This window comes from Bradyrhizobium sp. GW821-FHT13H06 (assembly GCF_058803975.1).
The window spans coordinates 64,962-81,900 of the sequence record NZ_JBXAPN010000009.1 but is presented as its reverse complement, the minus strand read 5'-3'; the positions used below and the strand labels follow the sequence as shown (position 1 = coordinate 81,900).

Annotated in this window: 20 protein-coding genes; all 20 read right to left on the bottom strand. The window is 60.9% G+C overall.

Features of this window, described 5'->3' with window-relative positions; genetic code table 11:
* Window positions 1–21 precede the first annotated feature (21 nt).
* Window positions 22–543: a hypothetical protein gene (locus AC1RQP_RS30675; RefSeq protein ID WP_492940517.1), complete on the bottom strand. Its 522-nt coding sequence runs from the start codon at window positions 541–543 to the stop codon at window positions 22–24.
* A 115-nt stretch (window positions 544–658) separates the two neighbouring features.
* Complete coding sequence (locus AC1RQP_RS30670) at window positions 659–1,120, bottom strand: hypothetical protein (protein ID WP_492940515.1); 462 nt, start codon at window positions 1,118–1,120, stop codon at window positions 659–661.
* A 79-nt stretch (window positions 1,121–1,199) separates the two neighbouring features.
* The gene (locus AC1RQP_RS30665; protein WP_492940513.1) at window positions 1,200–2,330 is read right to left on the bottom strand and encodes a hypothetical protein; all 1,131 of its coding nucleotides are present in this window, start codon (window positions 2,328–2,330) and stop codon (window positions 1,200–1,202) included.
* A 66-nt stretch (window positions 2,331–2,396) separates the two neighbouring features.
* Window positions 2,397–3,260: a tail fiber domain-containing protein gene (locus AC1RQP_RS30660; RefSeq protein ID WP_492940511.1), complete on the bottom strand. Its 864-nt coding sequence runs from the start codon at window positions 3,258–3,260 to the stop codon at window positions 2,397–2,399.
* A gap of 76 nt (window positions 3,261–3,336) precedes the next feature.
* Window positions 3,337–3,615, bottom strand: a complete 279-nt coding sequence (locus AC1RQP_RS30655) for a hypothetical protein (protein ID WP_492940509.1) — start codon at window positions 3,613–3,615, stop codon at window positions 3,337–3,339.
* A gap of 354 nt (window positions 3,616–3,969) precedes the next feature.
* Window positions 3,970–4,749, bottom strand: a complete 780-nt coding sequence (locus AC1RQP_RS30650) for a hypothetical protein (protein WP_492940507.1) — start codon at window positions 4,747–4,749, stop codon at window positions 3,970–3,972.
* A gap of 265 nt (window positions 4,750–5,014) precedes the next feature.
* On the bottom strand, window positions 5,015–5,383 hold the full coding sequence (locus AC1RQP_RS30645; protein ID WP_492940506.1) for a hypothetical protein: 369 nt from the start codon (window positions 5,381–5,383) through the stop codon (window positions 5,015–5,017).
* A 642-nt stretch (window positions 5,384–6,025) separates the two neighbouring features.
* A complete protein-coding gene (locus tag AC1RQP_RS30640) occupies window positions 6,026–6,646 on the bottom strand; it encodes a tetratricopeptide repeat protein (protein WP_239625453.1) in 621 nt (206 codons plus the stop codon).
* Between the two features lie 78 nt (window positions 6,647–6,724).
* On the bottom strand, window positions 6,725–7,489 hold the full coding sequence (locus AC1RQP_RS30635) for a hypothetical protein (RefSeq protein ID WP_492940504.1): 765 nt from the start codon (window positions 7,487–7,489) through the stop codon (window positions 6,725–6,727).
* Window positions 7,490–7,960: 471 nt separating this feature from the next.
* Window positions 7,961–8,275 (bottom strand): hypothetical protein, encoded by a 315-nt coding sequence (locus AC1RQP_RS30630; RefSeq protein WP_239625454.1) that lies wholly within the window; start codon window positions 8,273–8,275, stop codon window positions 7,961–7,963.
* Window positions 8,272–9,744 carry a hypothetical protein gene (locus AC1RQP_RS30625; protein WP_239625456.1) on the bottom strand — a complete coding sequence of 491 codons (1,473 nt, stop codon included), beginning with the start codon at window positions 9,742–9,744 and terminating at the stop codon, window positions 8,272–8,274. The genes AC1RQP_RS30630 and AC1RQP_RS30625 overlap by 4 nt, the downstream gene beginning before the upstream one ends.
* 328 nt (window positions 9,745–10,072) lie before the next feature.
* Window positions 10,073–10,480, bottom strand: a complete 408-nt coding sequence (locus AC1RQP_RS30620; RefSeq protein ID WP_492940501.1) for a DUF6968 family protein — start codon at window positions 10,478–10,480, stop codon at window positions 10,073–10,075.
* A gap of 979 nt (window positions 10,481–11,459) precedes the next feature.
* Entirely contained in the window at window positions 11,460–12,875 is a 1,416-nt protein-coding gene (locus AC1RQP_RS30615) for a hypothetical protein (RefSeq protein ID WP_492940499.1), read from the bottom strand.
* A gap of 1 nt (window position 12,876) precedes the next feature.
* Complete coding sequence (locus AC1RQP_RS30610) at window positions 12,877–13,308, bottom strand: hypothetical protein (RefSeq protein ID WP_492940497.1); 432 nt, start codon at window positions 13,306–13,308, stop codon at window positions 12,877–12,879.
* A 9-nt stretch (window positions 13,309–13,317) separates the two neighbouring features.
* Window positions 13,318–13,971: a phage adaptor protein gene (locus AC1RQP_RS30605; RefSeq protein ID WP_239625462.1), complete on the bottom strand. Its 654-nt coding sequence runs from the start codon at window positions 13,969–13,971 to the stop codon at window positions 13,318–13,320.
* Window positions 13,968–14,300, bottom strand: coding sequence for a hypothetical protein (locus AC1RQP_RS30600; RefSeq protein WP_492940495.1), 333 nt, complete (start codon window positions 14,298–14,300; stop codon window positions 13,968–13,970). The genes AC1RQP_RS30605 and AC1RQP_RS30600 overlap by 4 nt, the downstream gene beginning before the upstream one ends.
* Entirely contained in the window at window positions 14,300–14,611 is a 312-nt protein-coding gene (locus tag AC1RQP_RS30595; protein ID WP_492940493.1) for a hypothetical protein, read from the bottom strand. Before AC1RQP_RS30595 ends, AC1RQP_RS30600 begins: the two co-directional genes overlap by 1 nt.
* Before the next feature lies 1 nt (window position 14,612).
* Entirely contained in the window at window positions 14,613–14,975 is a 363-nt protein-coding gene (locus AC1RQP_RS30590) for a hypothetical protein (RefSeq protein WP_492940491.1), read from the bottom strand.
* A gap of 69 nt (window positions 14,976–15,044) precedes the next feature.
* Window positions 15,045–16,007 (bottom strand): DUF5309 domain-containing protein, encoded by a 963-nt coding sequence (locus tag AC1RQP_RS30585; RefSeq protein ID WP_492940489.1) that lies wholly within the window; start codon window positions 16,005–16,007, stop codon window positions 15,045–15,047.
* Window positions 16,008–16,213: 206 nt separating this feature from the next.
* On the bottom strand, window positions 16,214–16,858 hold the full coding sequence (locus AC1RQP_RS30580) for a hypothetical protein (RefSeq protein ID WP_492940487.1): 645 nt from the start codon (window positions 16,856–16,858) through the stop codon (window positions 16,214–16,216).
* Window positions 16,859–16,939 lie beyond the last annotated feature (81 nt).

Genomic DNA, 16,939 nt, shown 5'->3' with positions numbered 1-16,939 from the left:
GGGTGAGACGACCGACGGCTTCTAGAAGGGAAAGAATATTGGTGGCGCTAGGCGCCTTTCCGGCCTGTTCGCCCCGCCGATGAGCCGATCGGAGGAGGTCGAGATTGACCATTCCTGGCGTGGAACGGGGGCATCCTTCATCGGAGGAGCAAACGGATTTGGATCCACGTACAGTTCATTCCTGTCTCGGGTTGTCGGCGACAGCCCTGGCGGGAGCTCGATCGGATCGGAAGGCCCTATTTCCTTCATTCTGTCGCGGAAGTGTTCGGCGTGTGCGCGGAGATACCTGACCACATCTCCGAGGATATCCGCCGGATCATTGACGCGCCCCTGCGAGCTCATGAACGATTTGATGTAAGCGTCCAGATCATCCGCCCGGGCCTGCCAGTCCTTCTGGACGCCATCCGGATAGTAGGACTGATTGCCTTCCAGGAGATCGCCCAGTTGCTTACGAACGGCATCGTAAATGCGCGGACGGTCTGCCTCCGCGATTGTCGTCTCGTAATCCGGGGGAGGCAGATACTGTTGCTCGATGGTAGCCATGACGAACTCCTGTAGAATCATGCCGAAGCGGTCCCGCGATCAACAAAGGATCGCAGAATGATTCAGCTGACGAATAAGGGTGAAAGACGGGCTGGCGGCGCGCCCGGGCGCCGAACTATTTGAAGTCCGAGAACTGCAGATACAGAAGCCCTAAGGGCAGATTTTCAACGTATTCGTTTCTCTTGCGAGCTTGCCCTTCGTAGATCCGCAGGCGAAGCAATGGCTCGGTAAGCTCCTTTGAAACCAGGCGATCGCCACCGAAAAAATAGCAACAACCGTCGCTGCGGCTGCGGCCGCCGTCGGCAAAGACCGTCACCTTATGGGACCACCCTAAACGCTCAACCTTGAGCGATATCGTCAGATCCGATTTTATCAGCTCGATGGTGCAACCCCGCCCGTACTGACATTCTTTCGCGATCCCCACTTCGTTGGACGCACCTGTCGCGCCTCTGGCGACGTCCGCCCTCGTCGTACCATCGAAGGCATAGGAAACGGTGTAATCACCGGCGAATGTCTCGACCGACGGGAGCAGAACTGTGGCGAGAATCGTCACGTATAAAATGCGCTTCAACGACATGGATATCCAATCCTGTATGCACAAGTCTGCATTCGGAGCCAAACAAGGTACAACCGGGCGACGGGCCGGCGTCAACCAGTCACCGTCGACCCGCTGTCTTCGCCTGGTAGAGCGCGACCGCATCCTTGAGATCGCCCGTGTTCGAAAGCCGGGCGCTCAGCGACCGCAGATCTTGCTGATCACGCTCCCCGCGGCTGCTAGCCATGCCCGGCCGCTGCACCGGCGGCATCGGCTTCGCATTCACGGCATCTCTCGCCTTCATCATCAACCGGTATTTCCCGGCGTCGTACATCATGCGCTGGAACGTCGCATTGCGCATCAAGGGCTCGCTGTCGAACAGGCGCCGCAGTTCATCGGGCTCGATGCCGCTGGCCTTGGCCGACGCCATGATCTCCTGCGCCACGGCTTGCCGGACCTCTCGCGCCTCGTCCTTGAGCAACGTCTCGAGGCGAGCGTCCTCCGCCTTCGCATAGTTCTGGAAGCCGTGCCGCGAAGCATCCGCCATCCGCCGCACCTCTTCATTCTGGCGCGCACGCAACTGTTCGCTACTCGCGACCAGCGCCTGGATGCGCGCCAGCTTCGCGGGGTCCTGATGCGCAATTTGCGCCAGGGCTGCCGGAAGCTGCTCCGGGGCAAGGCCGACCAATTCTGGAAACTGGCTGACAAAGCTCGCTTGCGCGATCTGCATCGCCGCGTCGAGGCCCTCGACATAGCTCCGCCGCGCGCGCTCGACCTCGCCCACTTTCTCCTCGATCGCAAGGCGCACCTGCGGATGCTGCAGGAACTGCTCGATATCGGGGTCGAGTTCGGCAGGGCGCCTCCCCCGATCTTCAGGCGCATCTGATGGGGCCTCGATCTCCTCGTCGCGCACCTGGTGGGCTTCGGGCTGCTCGAAGCCGTAGAACTCGGGCGCATCGGGATCGTTGGCGGCGACTTCCGCCCGCAGCGCATCGATCTTGGCGGCAAGCGCCTCCGAAGTCTCGGTTTCGGCGGATTGCCTGTCGCCCACCGTTGCATCTGCATAATCTCGCGATGCGCGCGCGAGAGTTACGGCCTCGTTTGCGGCTGCGGGCTTGCCTTCGACGTCTGTGTATTGCCTGACGACGACTTTCGGCTGCTGATCGGACAGCTGGTCTGCGGCATCGCGCAGCGATGCGACGTCGCTGTCGATCGAGGACTGGCTTTCCCCGTCCCTCCCCGGATCCGGCATTTGCGCATAACCTGCGTTAGCCAGGTCGAAAGCAGCCCCGGTCAGCTCCGCTTTGGACCACCATGGCTAGCCTCCCCAAATGCCCTTGAACGGATTGAGCAGATTGTTGATACCGCCGGCGATCGTTGCAAACTGCTCGGCCCCGGACTTCTGCTGTGTCCCCGTCGTCGTGCTGTTACCCTGCGTCCCAAGCTGGGCGATCGGCACGCCGATCTGCGCGAGCAGGCCTAACGCCTGCACAGGTATGCCGCGACGCTGCGCCTCCGCCGCCAGAGTCGCGTTGGCTCCATAGTTCTGTGCATCCAGTGCCGCTTGCGCGGCAGCGACGCCCTGCCCCCGATTGGCGAGATCGCTCTGCTGCATCTGCGTCAACGTGTTCGCCGTGGTATTGCCGGCATTGTAGAGCGCGCCTGCCGCGGCAAGCTGGTTTGCGACATCCTGATTGTATTGCGCGGCGATCACTGGCGCCTCGGCCGCCGCAACACCCCTTCCGTAGGCCATGAGGTTCGCACCGCTGAAGTCACGGCCGGCAGCGGCAAACTGCGAATTCACGGAGTCGCCCACGTCGGATCGGATCTGGGCGAGCTGGGCCATCAGGGCCGGATTATTGCCGACCATGCTGCCGTTGGCGTAGGGTGTCAGCCGATCACGATAGGACGAGAGGTTGTCCTGCACGTTGCCGGCCTGCGCGGTGGCGCCGCCGCCGCTGAGCAGCGACTGCGCGTAGCCTGCGATCTGGCCTGCATAGGGATTACCTGCCGCAGCGTTGTTCTTCAGCGTGTCGAGCGCTGAGCTCTCCGCCGACGTCAGGCCGGTATTGTTGAGTCCCGTGTTGATCTGGCCCAACATCGCTTGCAGTGCGGGCTGCGCGGCAGCCCATGGTGCCGACTGCGATTGCACGGTCTGTGTGGAGGTGGATTGTCCGCCCATGGAGGATGTTTTCCCTGAGTATGAGTTCGTTGCGTGTGAACGCGAGCGGTGATGAAATCGACAGCTCGTCGATGTGTCAGTCGAACGGAAAGAAGATTGGCGGCTGGACGGCCTTCTCTTCCGGAAGCCCGCTTCTCGTCGGACTCTTGAGGTCCTTCAGCGGGATTTTCAGCAACGTTTCCAGCTGGTCCGCGTAAAACGGCATGGGTTGAAGGCTTGGCAGCGGTTCGATTGCCTGCCACGGACGCGTGTCCAGAAACGGGTCCGGCGCACCCCGGCCTTGGCCCGGCCATGGAGGTTGCTTTGCACGCCCCTCGCGAAGGGCGCGGTAAGCTTTGAACAGCCAGTCGGTCAAATCAGACTCGGTGCGGTGCTGCACATTGTCCGACCTTGGCCGCAGCGGAGCCGGCATCTCTGGCGGGACACCGAAGGGATCTGAATCGTCGCGAGGGACCGGCGGCGGCGGTGACCACGGAGGGAATGCCGGCGGGACAACTCTCCAACGATCGACATCTGCCCACCAGGGCGGCTTCGGTATCGCACCTTCAACCCCGAAATTGGGTACACGTGTGTAAGGATCTCTGAATGATCGCGCCATCTCTGCACTCACGGAATGAAAATCATGTGAACGGTCTATTGCTCGGCGTGCGGCGCGAACACCCGGTCGAGGGACCGTCGCCGAACCAAGAATTCGTCGATTGCTCGCCTATCAAGGGTCATAGATCACCCGGCGGTTCAGACCCAATCGCCCCGCGATTGCGTCGACCTCTTCCTGGCTCTCCGGATAGTGCTGATAGACCAGCCTGGTCTTGATCGCACTGGCGTGATGGCGAGGATTCCAAGTCCACAACACCAGGGGATACTGGCTCGTCGACCGATACAAATTCATCAGTTGGCGTCTGATGAACTTGCTTTCCGGCGGATCGGTGTAGACCGTGTCGACAATTCTATCGCGATAAAATTCTTCCCACAGCCGCGATCTCGGCCTCTCGTCAGGGTAGTCCGACGAGCAGCTCACCCACGTTAGGAAAGCCCCCGCCTGGTCCTTGCCCTCGATGAAGCCGATACACTGGCGATCGGGATATCGCTGAAAAAGCCCCCACGCCACCAATGCGCCGTCCAAGACGTAAGTCTCTGACGACGACAGCAGGATAAAACTGGCACAGGCATAGAGGCAGAAATCCCGCACGACGACGATCGCATTGCGGTCTCGAAGCGTGTTCGCCAGTTGAACGGCCCGTACGGGATCTCCTCCGCGGCTGCGAACGACAGCGATGCCATGGTCTGCCAAATCGGCTGCGATTGCGACGTTCCGGTCGGATGCGATTGCTCCATCAAGACAAAGCACGCGCTTGTCCTGTGACAGCGCGATCGGCCGCGCGACGTCGCCGCGACAATAGTCGGCCGCCAGAGCGTAAGGTGTAAAGTCAGTCTCCTGAGCCACGGACTGGCTTGCGCCGCCGCCAGCGATCAACAAGTAGAGCAGCAAACATCCGCCACGCGAAATCCGGCAAGGCCGCGCGATCGGAGCGCGCAGCATCGGCGCGCAACGCCATTTGCCCCTCCTCCTGGCGACGCCAGATTCATCCAAATGAGGTACGACGCATGACATCTGAGACCTTGAGCTTGCGCACACACGACCACGATAGAACATAGCAAGAACAAACGCAACTCCAAGTCGCGTCGCGCTATCAGAATTGTCTACCGCGAGGCGGTTTCCAGGACCAAAGCCCATGTGAGCACTTACGAAGCAATCACCCTGCCGTCGACGAGGGCAGACGCTTGTCGACGATCGCATAGGTCTGCTCGTACCCTTTCAGCACGCGCGCCCAGCCCTTCCGCCCGAAAATGCGCACGCAGCGACACCCCTCCGCTTGCGCATATGTTTCGATGCCGCGGATCAGCGGCAGCCAGCGCTTCATACCCGTCCCGGCGCATGCCGTGATGACGCAGATCTTGCCGGCATCTGTTTGCTGAAGGTTCGTGGATGCAGCCGCCTCGATCATCGCGCCATTCCAGGCGACCCAAAGCAGCGAGGTGCCACGGAGGATGTCGCGCTCAATTGTTGCGAACGCCGATAAGCCTGTTTCGACGGTCGCTTGCCTGAGCAGAGGCGCCGTCAACGGCCAGATCGAACGCACATGTTCCGGATCGATGCAGAGGAGCTGTGTGCCGCCGGCGCAGGGATCGCGCCAGGGGACGTGAGTGCCCGACATTTCAAACCGGGAAGGAAATCGGCGGCTGGAACGACTGATGCGTTGCGGGTTCGTTGGTCAGCAGCCCGCGCAGGCGATCATCGCGGAAAACCATATTCACCTCCATGCCGGGATCCGAGAAAGAACCTCGCCCGCCCGCAAGACGAGCAGGCAGAATTGCATTGTCGGACGATCACCTATGGCCAAGGAGCCAGCCTGCGGCGATGCGTCTATAGTCGGGTGATCGTCGGGGCCAGCCAACGATGCAGCCGGCAGCGGCGCAATGCGCTGGCCGACTGCGGTCCCGGCGAGAAGCTGTCCATCCGAGCCTTCTCAGCACATGATCCGATTGATCAGATGCGGTGCAGCCAAATCCGCAACGAAGTCCGGATGACGATCCCATCCGGTCCGCGACCTGGCTCCGCTTTCCTGCAACACCTCGAGATTTGGCCCGCGAAGAAGCCGAGCACAGTCGGCGCTCCGATCGTTTGGGCATCGAGCCTTCGTCAATGCGGCCGACGACGATGGCGCGGGACTGTCGACAAACGCTCAAAGAAGCCGATCGATGCTTCACGTTAGATCGTTTGCCGGTTCGAATTTTGGTGGTTCATCAGTTGAACCGTCTTCCGGACGCCTTGGACGAAACTCGTTGTAGCGCTCGAGGACGTTCTTTCGGATGAGTCCCGGTGGTGCGCGATCGACAAAATCGCGCTCTCGACCGATATCGGGAACACCTCGCATCATTTGGAGGGACATGATCTCCTCGAGCACGTCGGACAGTTCGTCACCGCGCGAGAGTTTCAACAAGATCCGAGCCTTGTCACCCAACGCTTCTCTCCGAAAAAACCCAGTCCGACGCGCTCGCTCCAATGCAATATCGATCCACTTGAGTGCTTGCTCGGGTTGATCAAGCGCCGAGAGATAGATGTGTGCCTTGCTGATGGCAGGGCGAACGTCGTCAGGATAGCGATCCGACACCTGATCGAGCGTCCGGATTGCTTCGGCATTTCGTCCGGCCTCACGCAACAGCCTCGCGAGGTCAAGGGCAAGGAAGCGATAGTCGTCACCATCTGCTTGCTCCGCCCGCTCGCCAACGATGTCGATGACGCGATGAAGCGGCTGCTCTCGGCGCAATTGCCATACCCAGTCAGCCAGTTTCCAAAGGGGATCATCATCCCGCTCGATCGTCATTTCCCGGTCTCCCATCTGAGCGCGTATTCGAACGCCCATGAGCAATCCTGTCAACTCGACATCTGCGGCGACGTGTCGTCAGCGGCCTATATTGATGAACACCTCCTCATCCGGATCCAGGCTCCATTTTTTCGGCTCCCACGGCGGCGGTGTCCCACCATTCCGGTTACAGGCATCCCATCGCGCCGTTGCTCGTGCCATGCATCCCTCATAGAAGTCCCGATGCGCATATTCGAGATCCCTCCGTCTCTGGTTGCATTCGTCTTCTTCTTCCCATCTGCGGCTCGAACAGTAATCATCATCATCGCCAAAGTTGCGGCCAGGACCTTTGCCGCCTCCTCTCCCACCGCCGGCATTGTTCGCCGAGGAGTTCGTCCGGCGGGAGATTCTTCCTCCAGGTGAAGTTCCTCGAAGCGTCTTCTTTCTTCGCTTCCGCCAACCAATCAAGGAAGGTTCAGGCAGGTCGGATGTCGCTCCGGCTTCTTGGATGTCCGGGCTGACAGTTCGTAATTCGCGATGGCTCGGATCAGGCTGCCCCAACGCTAGCGGCTCCGCATCGAGCGCCTCTTCTCGCCTCCTCTCCTTCTCCAGTATCGCTGGCCCGACAATCCAGGGAGGCTGATTTCCGGGACGGTTGACCGGGGGCTCAGGCGGATGTTCGGACAACAGCGCTCCATCTCGCTCCTCGGCGGCTTCATTCAATCGTTCGTCACCGACCAATTTGCCTCGCAAGATCCATGGAAGAAGCGTCGCCACGTTCCAGATGTCCCGCGTGGATTGGGGAATGAATCGTTCGAGATGTGGGTTCGGAATCTCGACGATTCTGTCGGGCGCGGGCGCCATCGACACGCCAATCCCGAGCCCGAACCGACCTACCGGCCATGGTCCTCGTGGACCAACCGCTGCCCTTGTCGGGGGCGAGAGTGCTTGCATCGACTGTGGAGTGCGTTTAGGCGGCGAGCCCAATGCACCGAGCACGCCGCCTCCGGACAGATAACCTCCGCCTGCCGTGTAAGCCTCGGGTGGCATCGCATAGCCAAACGGCGGAGATGGAGTACGCGCCTCTGATGGAATGGGTTCGGCCGAATTCCTCGGACTTCCGAGCATACGCAGATAGCGCTCGTACAGGTCTTGGATGTCAGGGATAGCCATCGAAATTCCTCGTAGACAATTGTTCGAAGGGCGCGCATGAAGTGCGCGCGGCGCAATTCGATTGGGCGCGCGGAAACGATGCCGCCCGGTCAGATCGATGATCGAAGTGAATATTGCTGGCTTTAGATCAGGATCAGCAGAACGTCCGACGCGTCCGCCCCCTCACCCCACCACCGCATACAAGAACACCCGCCCGGCCGTCGCGGAGTTCGCATGCGTGACCGTGAACGCGCCGTTCGCAACTGCGCTCACATACATCGTCCCGTTGCCTGCCTCTGCCGCGGCATTCGCTGATGCCGGCACCAGGATCGGCACCGATCCCGCCGCGCAATTCGCCGTTGTCACCGTCGTGCTCGATGCACCCGGTGTCAGCGTCACGCTGCCGACGGCGTTCGATCTGCCGGCCGCAAGCTGCTGAATCGCGAGCACGATCTTCTTCAGGTCGGTCTCGGTGATGCCCGGAACGTAAGCCGTCATAGCGTGCCGTTGGGTGTGAGATCGGGAACGATGCCGGCGCAGAAGGACCAATCGGTCGCAGCCGGGATGCGCACCTTGAAACGGGCGTAGCGGGTGTCGCGCCTGACGTCGCAGCGGCCGGTCCTCGCATTGACCAGCACTTCCGAACCAGGCGTTGCGGCTGCGGCCGGCGTATCGCGCCAGGACACCGACCCGAACAGCGTCGCCGCATCAGTCACCGGGCGAAAGCCGCGGATGGTGATGCGGTTTTCGTCCGTGCCCTGCTCCGCGCTTTCCAGCGTCGCCTCCAGATTGGGACCGCGGAAGAAGCCGAGCACATGAGCATTCGAGAATTGCGCGATCTCCGGCTGCACTGCGGTCGCATAGGCATCGAGACTCAGCGTCAACGCATCCAGCGACGATGAGATGCTGTCGAGATTCTCCAGCGTCAGCCCCGTCTGTGAGATGCCGAGCAGGTATTCGCCCGTGACTGCGACCGGGAAGAAGCGGTCGAGCAGGAAGTCGTAGCCGAGCAGCTTGTCGTAAGCGCCGACGATGCCTGAGACCGACTTGTAGGCCCAGTAAACCCGCGTCGAGCGTGGATCGGCCGCGCCCATGAATAGCTGGAGATTGCCCTTGTCGAGATCCGCGAGGAAGCTGCGGTCGACCTTTTCGCGGCCGATCTGCTGCGGCACGCCGCCCGGTTCGATCTTGTGAAATCCCTGGCCGGCGTAGAAGAAGATGCGCTCGCCGGCGCGGATGATCGAGTATGGCGCGTAGAGGCCCTTGTCCTGGGTGATGCGGTCGATCTGAAAGATGATCGGCGAGCCCGGCACATAGGACATGCGCCGGATCGCCTGGTCCTGGAACACGATGCCGGATTCGCCGCCGGCAACGCCCCGAACGATGCCGCCGTCGGGAAAGTCCTGGAAGTCGGACGACTTGATCCCACTGGTCCAGCTGTCGGCGGCGTTGAAATTGTTTAGCCCCGACCACTGGATCCTGTACGGCGTCGACAGCAGACCTGACAGCACCAGGAAGCGTCCGACCACGCTGATATAGGCGGCCTGCGGCGGCGCACCGAGTGCGTCGGTGAAGGCGGTCGACGACGAAAGGTCGAAGACTTGCAACACGGCGTTCGCCTGCGTGGCAAAGACGAAGTTCCCGGTCTGAGCAAACTGCCATTGCGCGGTTGCCGACAGCGCCGAATAGGACGAGGCTCCGTTGGAGACATCGACCCAGGTGAAGTCGATATTGTTGAGCCGGTAGAGCTTGGTGCTCGTGCCGGCGAAGGTGACGACCGTGCCGTCCGACTTCAACGCGTAAAACGCACCCCGGCATGGCGCCGGCAGTGCCGACGTGTAGGCGGAGAAGGAAGGAAACGGACCATAACCGTCGCCGCGCGGAATGACGTTGAGGATGTTGCGCGAGGCCAGGCCTTCATAGTCGCTGACATCAGGGCGGTATTCGCCGTAGGCAAGAAGTGGCATATTCGCTAATTCCATTTCAAGGTGTAAGCGCAGATGCGTTGTTCCGCTCAATTCGGTGGCGACCGTGTCGAGCACGCACCTCGCAAACCCAAGCTCGCCATATCCTCATCGGAAACGGATCGGTCGGCATCACTCGCCAGCCACGGCCGGCAAGGATCTTGAAGAAGATTCGATCTTCAATGTTGTGGCAGGGCGCGGTGCCTGAACGACGAGGAACTTGTTTGGATTTGCGACCATCTAGCCGCTGGATTCCGGCGCGATGGTTGGCCTTGAATCAGCCGCGATGGGCCCACGCAATCGAGGCACCCAACCGGCAGCCAGCCCGTTCTCATAAGCGCGATCTTCTTTGCCGACGTCGCCTGGAGATCTGCCGCCTCTTCTTCGCTATGGCCTCATCGACCATCTCGCATAGCTGGCGTTGAAATTCGACACCGAAACAGAACGGCAAATACCGTGGAAAAACGACCTCGTAAGGCTCCCGGCCAACCTTGACCATTTTCAAGCGGTCGAGCGAGGCGCGAACCGCCATACTTGCAATTGTCAGAGCTTGAAGTCCATCCGCCCCTCGAGCTCTACGGACTTTACTATCTTTGAGGCCCTCGATCTGAAATGAGCAAACCCACTCGTCCTCGTACGCCTCATCGCGTTCGGGAAAACCGAGCCGAGCTACCGCCTTACGTTGCTGTCTACCGTAGTTAAATTCATATTCTATGAGAGCGCGTTCATTCCACGGCATTGACGTAGCCCATTCGGACGTCCAACAGACTGCAGTCAAACAAAGATACAGAGCAAACGCCATCTACAGAACAAACAGGGAACAATGTCAAACCGCGCGGGAGGCGTCGAAGTTGCCAAATTGATTGTCACACCATTCGGTCTTGTTGTTTCCGCTCTCATATGTCTTCGACCAGCAAGCTCGTTTCGCGGTTTCACCTCCACTGTCTTGCTCATCAGATAATGCTCCGGCAAAATTCCTCCCAGTCCTGAGTGCTTCCACTGGCCGCGCGTAGGCAGCGATTAAAGTCGCCGCCGCCACCTGATATGCCTACACGAGGCGAAACGAGGCTCCAAAATTCCCTCAGTCTTCGCCAGAACTCGAAGCGGCATTATTCGGCCGTCCATGGTTCGGGGTCAATCGAAGCAGGTATCCAGGCGTTCTCGCTCTGCACATCGGCCGTCCAGGCGCTTGCAGCAGCGGTGGCTCCACTCCAGGCCGGCGGCGGCAACGTCGCCGCCACCTGCCATGACATTGTGTCGAACGGTCGCCGAACCCAGGCCTCATGGTCCCAGTCGTAGGCTGTACTGCCACCAGCCCACGCAAATGCGCCGGGTCCAGAGCCGAGCGACGTGATAAATGGGACCGACGTCCCTGACAGAAGGATCGCATTCGCCGAAGCGGCCGTGCGGACCGTCGAGTTCGCCGTTGCACCAGTCAACAGGAACGATCCAGCGAGGCTCGCTGGTCGGACTCCGAATGCTGCTGCATTGCCAGCGAAGGCGGCTGACCCAGGACTCCCCGGTTGTGTCACCTTGAAGCCGGCCGATATCCCTGTCTCCAGGAAACCGGTAGTCGTCGCCGGCTCGGATGTCGCGAACGCCACCGATTGCCCAGCGAAAGCGACCGAGCCTCGCGTCGTCAGAAGCACAAAATTGCCGCTGCTCGGCAGCTGGCCGAGCGCCCACCGTCCGAGAGCGTCAAAGCCGAGAAGAGACATCTACAGCCTCGCGCTCGCGGTGTAATGGTAGAGGATCGGTGTGGTGGAGGAGCCGAACGCGTTGACGATCATGTACTGCGTTTCGCCGACGTTCGAGGCGCTGGCCGCGCGGTTCACGGTATCAAATCCGTTGCCGGACGCGCCGTTGTTCGGCGAGTATAGCGTGACCGTTGGCGCCACGCGCTTGCGTTTCAGGAACGTGCCCGCGCCATATGAAGCCGGTGCCGAGTTCTGCAACGAGCCGCGGACGCCATTGTTGGTCGCGGTTCCGACCGCAGTCGCGTAGTCATAGCTCTTTTCCCAGTAGCGCTGACAACGGTCCAACTCCTCGTTGAAGTCCGGTAGCTGAAACGGCGGGGCCGAATTGCCCTCATAGAGACCGACGTCGAACATCTCGAACACGTTGCCGACCGTACCCATGAAGTTGAATTGATTCGGGGTTGCGATAACACTGGAAGCCGCGCTCCACGCATTGGGAGACTGGACGAAGCTTGAGCCCGCCATCAGAACGAAGATCACCTCCATTCCGGCGGCATTGTCGAAGGCCCAAGTCCCGGTCGCGTCGCCCGCGAAGGTTATGCTCTTGACCACGTCAGTGTTTGCTTCGCCGGCGGCGATGGTGTACTCGCCGACGATGATCCGGTTTTGGGTGCCGTTTCGAACCGCAATGCAATAGGTCCCGGCAGGCGCCTTGACACCAAATTGCACCGTAATCGTCTTCGCCGCGGCAGTGCCGAACCTCAGATCGGCGACGCGATTTCCTTCGATCTTCTGAGTGATGACGGAGTAGTCCGTGCTTCCAAGCGAAGCATCTGCGGCTGTGACCGTCGTTCGAATGCGATATGGCGACCCGCCTGGTGTCGAACTTGCGACTTGTGCCGTACTGACGGCACCAGCGTTGCTGAATTCGTTTCGCCACTGATCGACCGGATAGTAGCCGGAGGTCGTGCCCGCCGCCGTGCCGTTTTCCTGTGAAACCTGCATCCCGCCGTTGACGATATAGTTCTTCCTGGTCACGCCGATATTGGCCCGGGCTTGCGCCATCTGACCCGCGGTGAAGCCGTTCGGCTCTTCGATCGAAATCAGATCTTCCTTGACGCCGACGATGGCGACGTTCGGCGCGGCGATGAAGCTGATCCTGGAACCCGCGCCCGACTGCCCCGCGGCCACGCCGGATCCTGACGAATTACAAAGTACGGTCGCGCGTGCAAACGTTCCACTCGCGGCCGTGTAAACCCCTTCCGCAATCTCCCATTGAGCCAGGTCGTTGCTGATCGCGATGAATTTGTACTTGCGACCGTCGACCGCTCCGGCGAGCGCCGGCGATTGGCAGCCACCGACCGTCGATGAATAGACCCAATCCGTCGTGCCGCCGGCCGACGGAATGAACCGGCAATTGTTGAGAAAAGCAGCCATGTCAGGTGATCGTCAGAATGCCGTTGGTCTGGTCGAGATCGATGGTGAAGGTATTGCCGTTCGTCAGCGTGATCGCGGCGCCATAGTCCCACCAGCCGATCAGTGGCTTGGTGGGTGACGTCGAATTGTAGAGCACCGCATATTGAAACGGTCCGATCGATCCACCCGAGGCGGTCCATGCCGGATCGGTGCCGCCGACGAACTTGAACGTCCCCGTCGTTTGCGCACCGGTGATGGTGCCGACGCTGTTGCCGCCGGCGGTATACCCGTTGCCTGCCGCAAGGTCTGCCGGCGTATTGTACACCGTGTTGGTGACGAGCGGCGCCGTGTTGGTCAGATAGACCTTGTAAACCTGTGCCGTGCCTGTTCTCATGTCGTGCAGCGCGTTGGCGACGTCCTGCACGAAGCAATAGAACTTGTTGAAACTTGCCATTGTCGTCTCCTAGATGACTTGTCCGGAAACGCGCACCGTCATCGGCCCGGCATTGAAGGTCGACGTCAGCCCGAGATTGTTCAGATCGGCAAGCGCCGAAGTGAACCCGAGGCCCCAGGTCTGGATGCGGGCGTCTTCCTTGATGTACGGAGCGGTCTCAAGCAGAGCGCCGTAGAGATACAGGTCGGGCGCCATGGTCAGCAGCCAATTGCTGCTGCTCGACCCGAGCGGCGGCACGTTCTGCCGGTAGACCATTTCGATGGTGTATGCGGCATCGGGCGTCGGTGCGAGTTCCAGCTCGTTGCCGAACACGGTGAAGTACCGCGGCTGCGCGGCGATGTCTGACGTCGCGAAGCGATATTCGTCCATCTGCGTTCCCGATTTGAATTCAAGGCTCGGCTTCCCTGTCGCGCTCGACAGCCGAACCCTTCGCATGGATTGAAAATCCGATGGCAACGAGATGAACTCGGGTTCGTTTGAGCCGAGATCGACCACCGCCGTCGCGCGCTGCTCCATCTGCCGGACGAAGAGCTGGCGGTTGAACTTGGCCTCAGCGAGCTGAATGAATGTCGGGATTCGCGCGATCAGCGTCGCATCCTGATCGCGCGCAAGATACTCGGTCACTGCCGTTTGCAACGATATGTAATCGGTGATCTGGGTCACGTGAGCTCCGCTGACCAGCCGGCCTGCAATTTCGGCCTGTCGGTTCGCAAGTAGGCCCATTCGGGATCGTCCAGCTTGCGCTGCACGATCGCGTCGAATTCGGGCGTGAACAGCCGCAGCGAGGTGTTGCCCCTTGCGTGCTCCTCGTTGAGCCATTGGACGTAGATGACATTGGGAATGCGGGCGACGTGCCGCCCCCAGTCACCGTGCTGCTCGTCCTGGCGCGCCTGCCTGTTCCACTCCAGGATCGGCGCCACGTCCTGGATGTGCTCGATCGCAAGCTCGCGGCCGTTGCTGTCGAGGTGAGGTCTGATCATCATGCCGTCCATCACGACAACTCCGTCACCCACAGCGTGCCGGCAGTCGCAGTGACCAGGCCGTTGGTCGCGGCCTTCAGTGCCGCGATGCGCTGGCCTGGGCTGACCGTGACGTATTCGACGGTGTTGGCCGGCAGATAGGGATCTGAAATGGTGGCCGTCTGTGCGCCATCGCCGATCCGGTAACAGCAGCCTGAATTGGCGACCAGGCGGACCTGAAAGGTCTCCGGTCCGAATGCGTTGGTGGCGCCGACGCTGCTGTCGTACGCGACTGTCTGGGTCGGACCGACACGCGAAGAGTTTTGTTTGGAGAAGAACGACATGTCAGGCGGTCCTCACGGAGATCGAGAAATGCATGGGGATCGTCGTGCCGGAAGCGCCCGAAGGTGTCAGCACGATCACGTCGTCCTCGTTGAGATAGCTCGGTGACGGCGGTACGGCCGAGAACAATTGGCCCGCGGCGGATCCTGGCTGCGTGACGGTGAACGTCGCCAGCGTCGTCGCATTGGACGAGGCGGTGATGGTGCCGTCGGCGGTCGTGATCGCACCACCGAGGATGCCGGCGACTTTCAGCAATCGACAGCGAAAGGGAACGCGGACATAGGCGGCGACGGGGCTCGCGCCGCAGGACGGCGTGTAGGCCGTGAGCTCGGCGGTATTGAGGGTACGATTGCCGGGAAGCGGCATCTTTGGCTCTCCAAAAGGAAAGGGCAGCCCGAAGGCTGCCCCGAGGTTGAGATGGATGATCGTGGTCGCTCAGGAAGTGGTGTTGTCGAAGATGCCGCCGGAGGCCTTCTCGTTGCGGGACACCAGCGCGTATTCGGCCAGGATCTGCCGGCGGTCGGAATCGCCGGTCTTGGCGAGCGGGATCGAGATCATGTTGCGACCGTTGAGATAGGCCACCGCCCATTTGTCGAGCTCGAGCACCAGGACGTCGCGCGGCCGCTGGAAGCGATTGGCGACCACCTTGAGCTTGCCGAAATCGGACTCATACGCATCGACGGATGCAACGATCTTCTTCGACTTGGACTCCTCGATTGCGGTGGAGCGTCCCGTGAAGGTCGAGAACACCTGCTTGTTGAAGGCGCCGGTCATGATGGTGCCGGGCTTGCCGCCATTGGTCCAGATCGAGGAGAGCACGGTCTTCAGGCGCACCTCGGTAAAGGCGAGCTGGGTGCCGTCGGTTCGCGTGCCGGTGCCGTCGGCCGCGGCCGGATCCGCCGCACCGCCGGCGGTGCCCTTCGACGTGGCTGACACGATCCAGGACAGGACGGACGCCGTCTTGCGCGGCGTCGTGGTGTTGCCGACCACCTTGGCCTGGTTGGTGCCGCACAGGATGGTCTCGAGGTCGCGCTTGAGCTCGAGACCCTTCAGCATTTCCTGATAGGCGAGCTCATTGTCGCGGCCGGCGTGATCCACCGCCTGCTGCGTGCCCGAGACCCGCGCGACCTTGTAGGAGATCTGGCAGAGATTGCCGAGCCGCACGGTGGGCGTGGTCGTGTTGGTGTTGGGATCGTCGCCTTCGAGCTGCGCATTGGCGGCGTCAGCCGCCGCGAGAGCCTGCGTCTGCCATTCGTGGTTGACGGCAGTCGCTTTCTCCTTGTCGACGCCGCTCATGAACGGCGTGTCGACGGGATCGATGCGATAGATCATGTCGCTGAGGTCTTCGCGGTTGCCCACCGCGGAGTAGGTGACGAAAGTTGAAGTTGGTAGGGCCATCGGGATTCCTTCAAAGAAGCCGCGCGTCACCTGGCGTGCAGGCCGTAGTCCTGCCGTCGGCGCGTCAAGGCGTGGATATTTCAATCTTCGACGTTGCGGTCTCGCCTGAAACGATCGCGCGGAATTGCGATTCCGGTTCGGCAGCACGAAACCTCTTTGCCGGGAGCCCGCCAAAGGCGGGGGCGGCGTTGCGGCGAAATGCGACGCTATGGCCGCACAATGTACGAACTGAGATAGCGCACCGGCGCAGCAGTCTGTGGCGGCCACGCGGGCGGCGCTGGCTCGTCCGGATTTACGCCTGTCAGCGAAGGCAGAAACGACAAGACGCCACCGCCCTCACCGATCCCCTTTGCGGTGTTCCGAGCTGAGGCGGGATAGCCGTAATCGTTATAGGCCGACGGCTGTTGCCTTGCCGCGGCGCCAGCTTCATAACCTTGAGCAATATTGGCTTCATTGATCTTGCTCAGAAAGAGCTTTCCACTGGTGTCAATGTTATCCCTTGGATGTCTGATCCTGTTGAACAGATTGCGCATCCCTCCACCAGTCTCGGCCAGTTCGCGCGGTAGTCCCGCGGCCCCGGTCACATATCCGAAATGATCAGACGCGGAGCTAGTATAGGCGGGAACGAACGAGTTTGACGGGATGCCCCAGCGCTGATGGCGCTGCAGGTCTTCGGGTCCATCCGCCATGAATGAATGCGTCAACAGCGCCAATACCGGCACTGTACCCAGCCCTCGCATCGCCGCGATCGAGTCAGCGACACGTCTGGCCGCAGCCTGATCATGGACTCTTGGAACGATCACGTAGTTGTTGGGATTCGCGATCGAGCCAGGCGTTTTATTGCCCCCCAATGAATCGGAGTAGAGGAACTGCTGTGATGCTCCGCCGCTGGATCAATCACATACTTTCCGTTACGCATGAGAAACGTCGAT

What these genes read in the sequence shown, in the direction of transcription:
- AC1RQP_RS30675 (WP_492940517.1), bottom strand. Translation starts at nt 543, where the DNA reads ATGGCTACCATCGAGCAACAGTATCTGCCTCCCCCGGATTACGAGACG.
- AC1RQP_RS30670 (WP_492940515.1), bottom strand. Translation starts at nt 1,120, where the DNA reads ATGTCGTTGAAGCGCATTTTATACGTGACGATTCTCGCCACAGTTCTG.
- AC1RQP_RS30665 (WP_492940513.1), bottom strand. Translation starts at nt 2,330, where the DNA reads ATGCCGGATCCGGGGAGGGACGGGGAAAGCCAGTCCTCGATCGACAGC.
- AC1RQP_RS30660 (WP_492940511.1), bottom strand. Translation starts at nt 3,260, where the DNA reads ATGGGCGGACAATCCACCTCCACACAGACCGTGCAATCGCAGTCGGCA.
- AC1RQP_RS30640 (WP_239625453.1), bottom strand. Translation starts at nt 6,646, where the DNA reads ATGACGATCGAGCGGGATGATGATCCCCTTTGGAAACTGGCTGACTGG.
- AC1RQP_RS30635 (WP_492940504.1), bottom strand. Translation starts at nt 7,489, where the DNA reads ATGGCGCCCGCGCCCGACAGAATCGTCGAGATTCCGAACCCACATCTC.
- AC1RQP_RS30630 (WP_239625454.1), bottom strand. Translation starts at nt 8,275, where the DNA reads ATGACGGCTTACGTTCCGGGCATCACCGAGACCGACCTGAAGAAGATC.
- AC1RQP_RS30625 (WP_239625456.1), bottom strand. Translation starts at nt 9,744, where the DNA reads ATGCCACTTCTTGCCTACGGCGAATACCGCCCTGATGTCAGCGACTAT.
- AC1RQP_RS30620 (WP_492940501.1), bottom strand. Translation starts at nt 10,480, where the DNA reads ATGCCGTGGAATGAACGCGCTCTCATAGAATATGAATTTAACTACGGT.
- AC1RQP_RS30615 (WP_492940499.1), bottom strand. Translation starts at nt 12,875, where the DNA reads ATGGCTGCTTTTCTCAACAATTGCCGGTTCATTCCGTCGGCCGGCGGC.
- AC1RQP_RS30610 (WP_492940497.1), bottom strand. Translation starts at nt 13,308, where the DNA reads ATGGCAAGTTTCAACAAGTTCTATTGCTTCGTGCAGGACGTCGCCAAC.
- AC1RQP_RS30600 (WP_492940495.1), bottom strand. Translation starts at nt 14,300, where the DNA reads ATGGACGGCATGATGATCAGACCTCACCTCGACAGCAACGGCCGCGAG.
- AC1RQP_RS30595 (WP_492940493.1), bottom strand. Translation starts at nt 14,611, where the DNA reads ATGTCGTTCTTCTCCAAACAAAACTCTTCGCGTGTCGGTCCGACCCAG.
- AC1RQP_RS30590 (WP_492940491.1), bottom strand. Translation starts at nt 14,975, where the DNA reads ATGCCGCTTCCCGGCAATCGTACCCTCAATACCGCCGAGCTCACGGCC.
- AC1RQP_RS30585 (WP_492940489.1), bottom strand. Translation starts at nt 16,007, where the DNA reads ATGGCCCTACCAACTTCAACTTTCGTCACCTACTCCGCGGTGGGCAAC.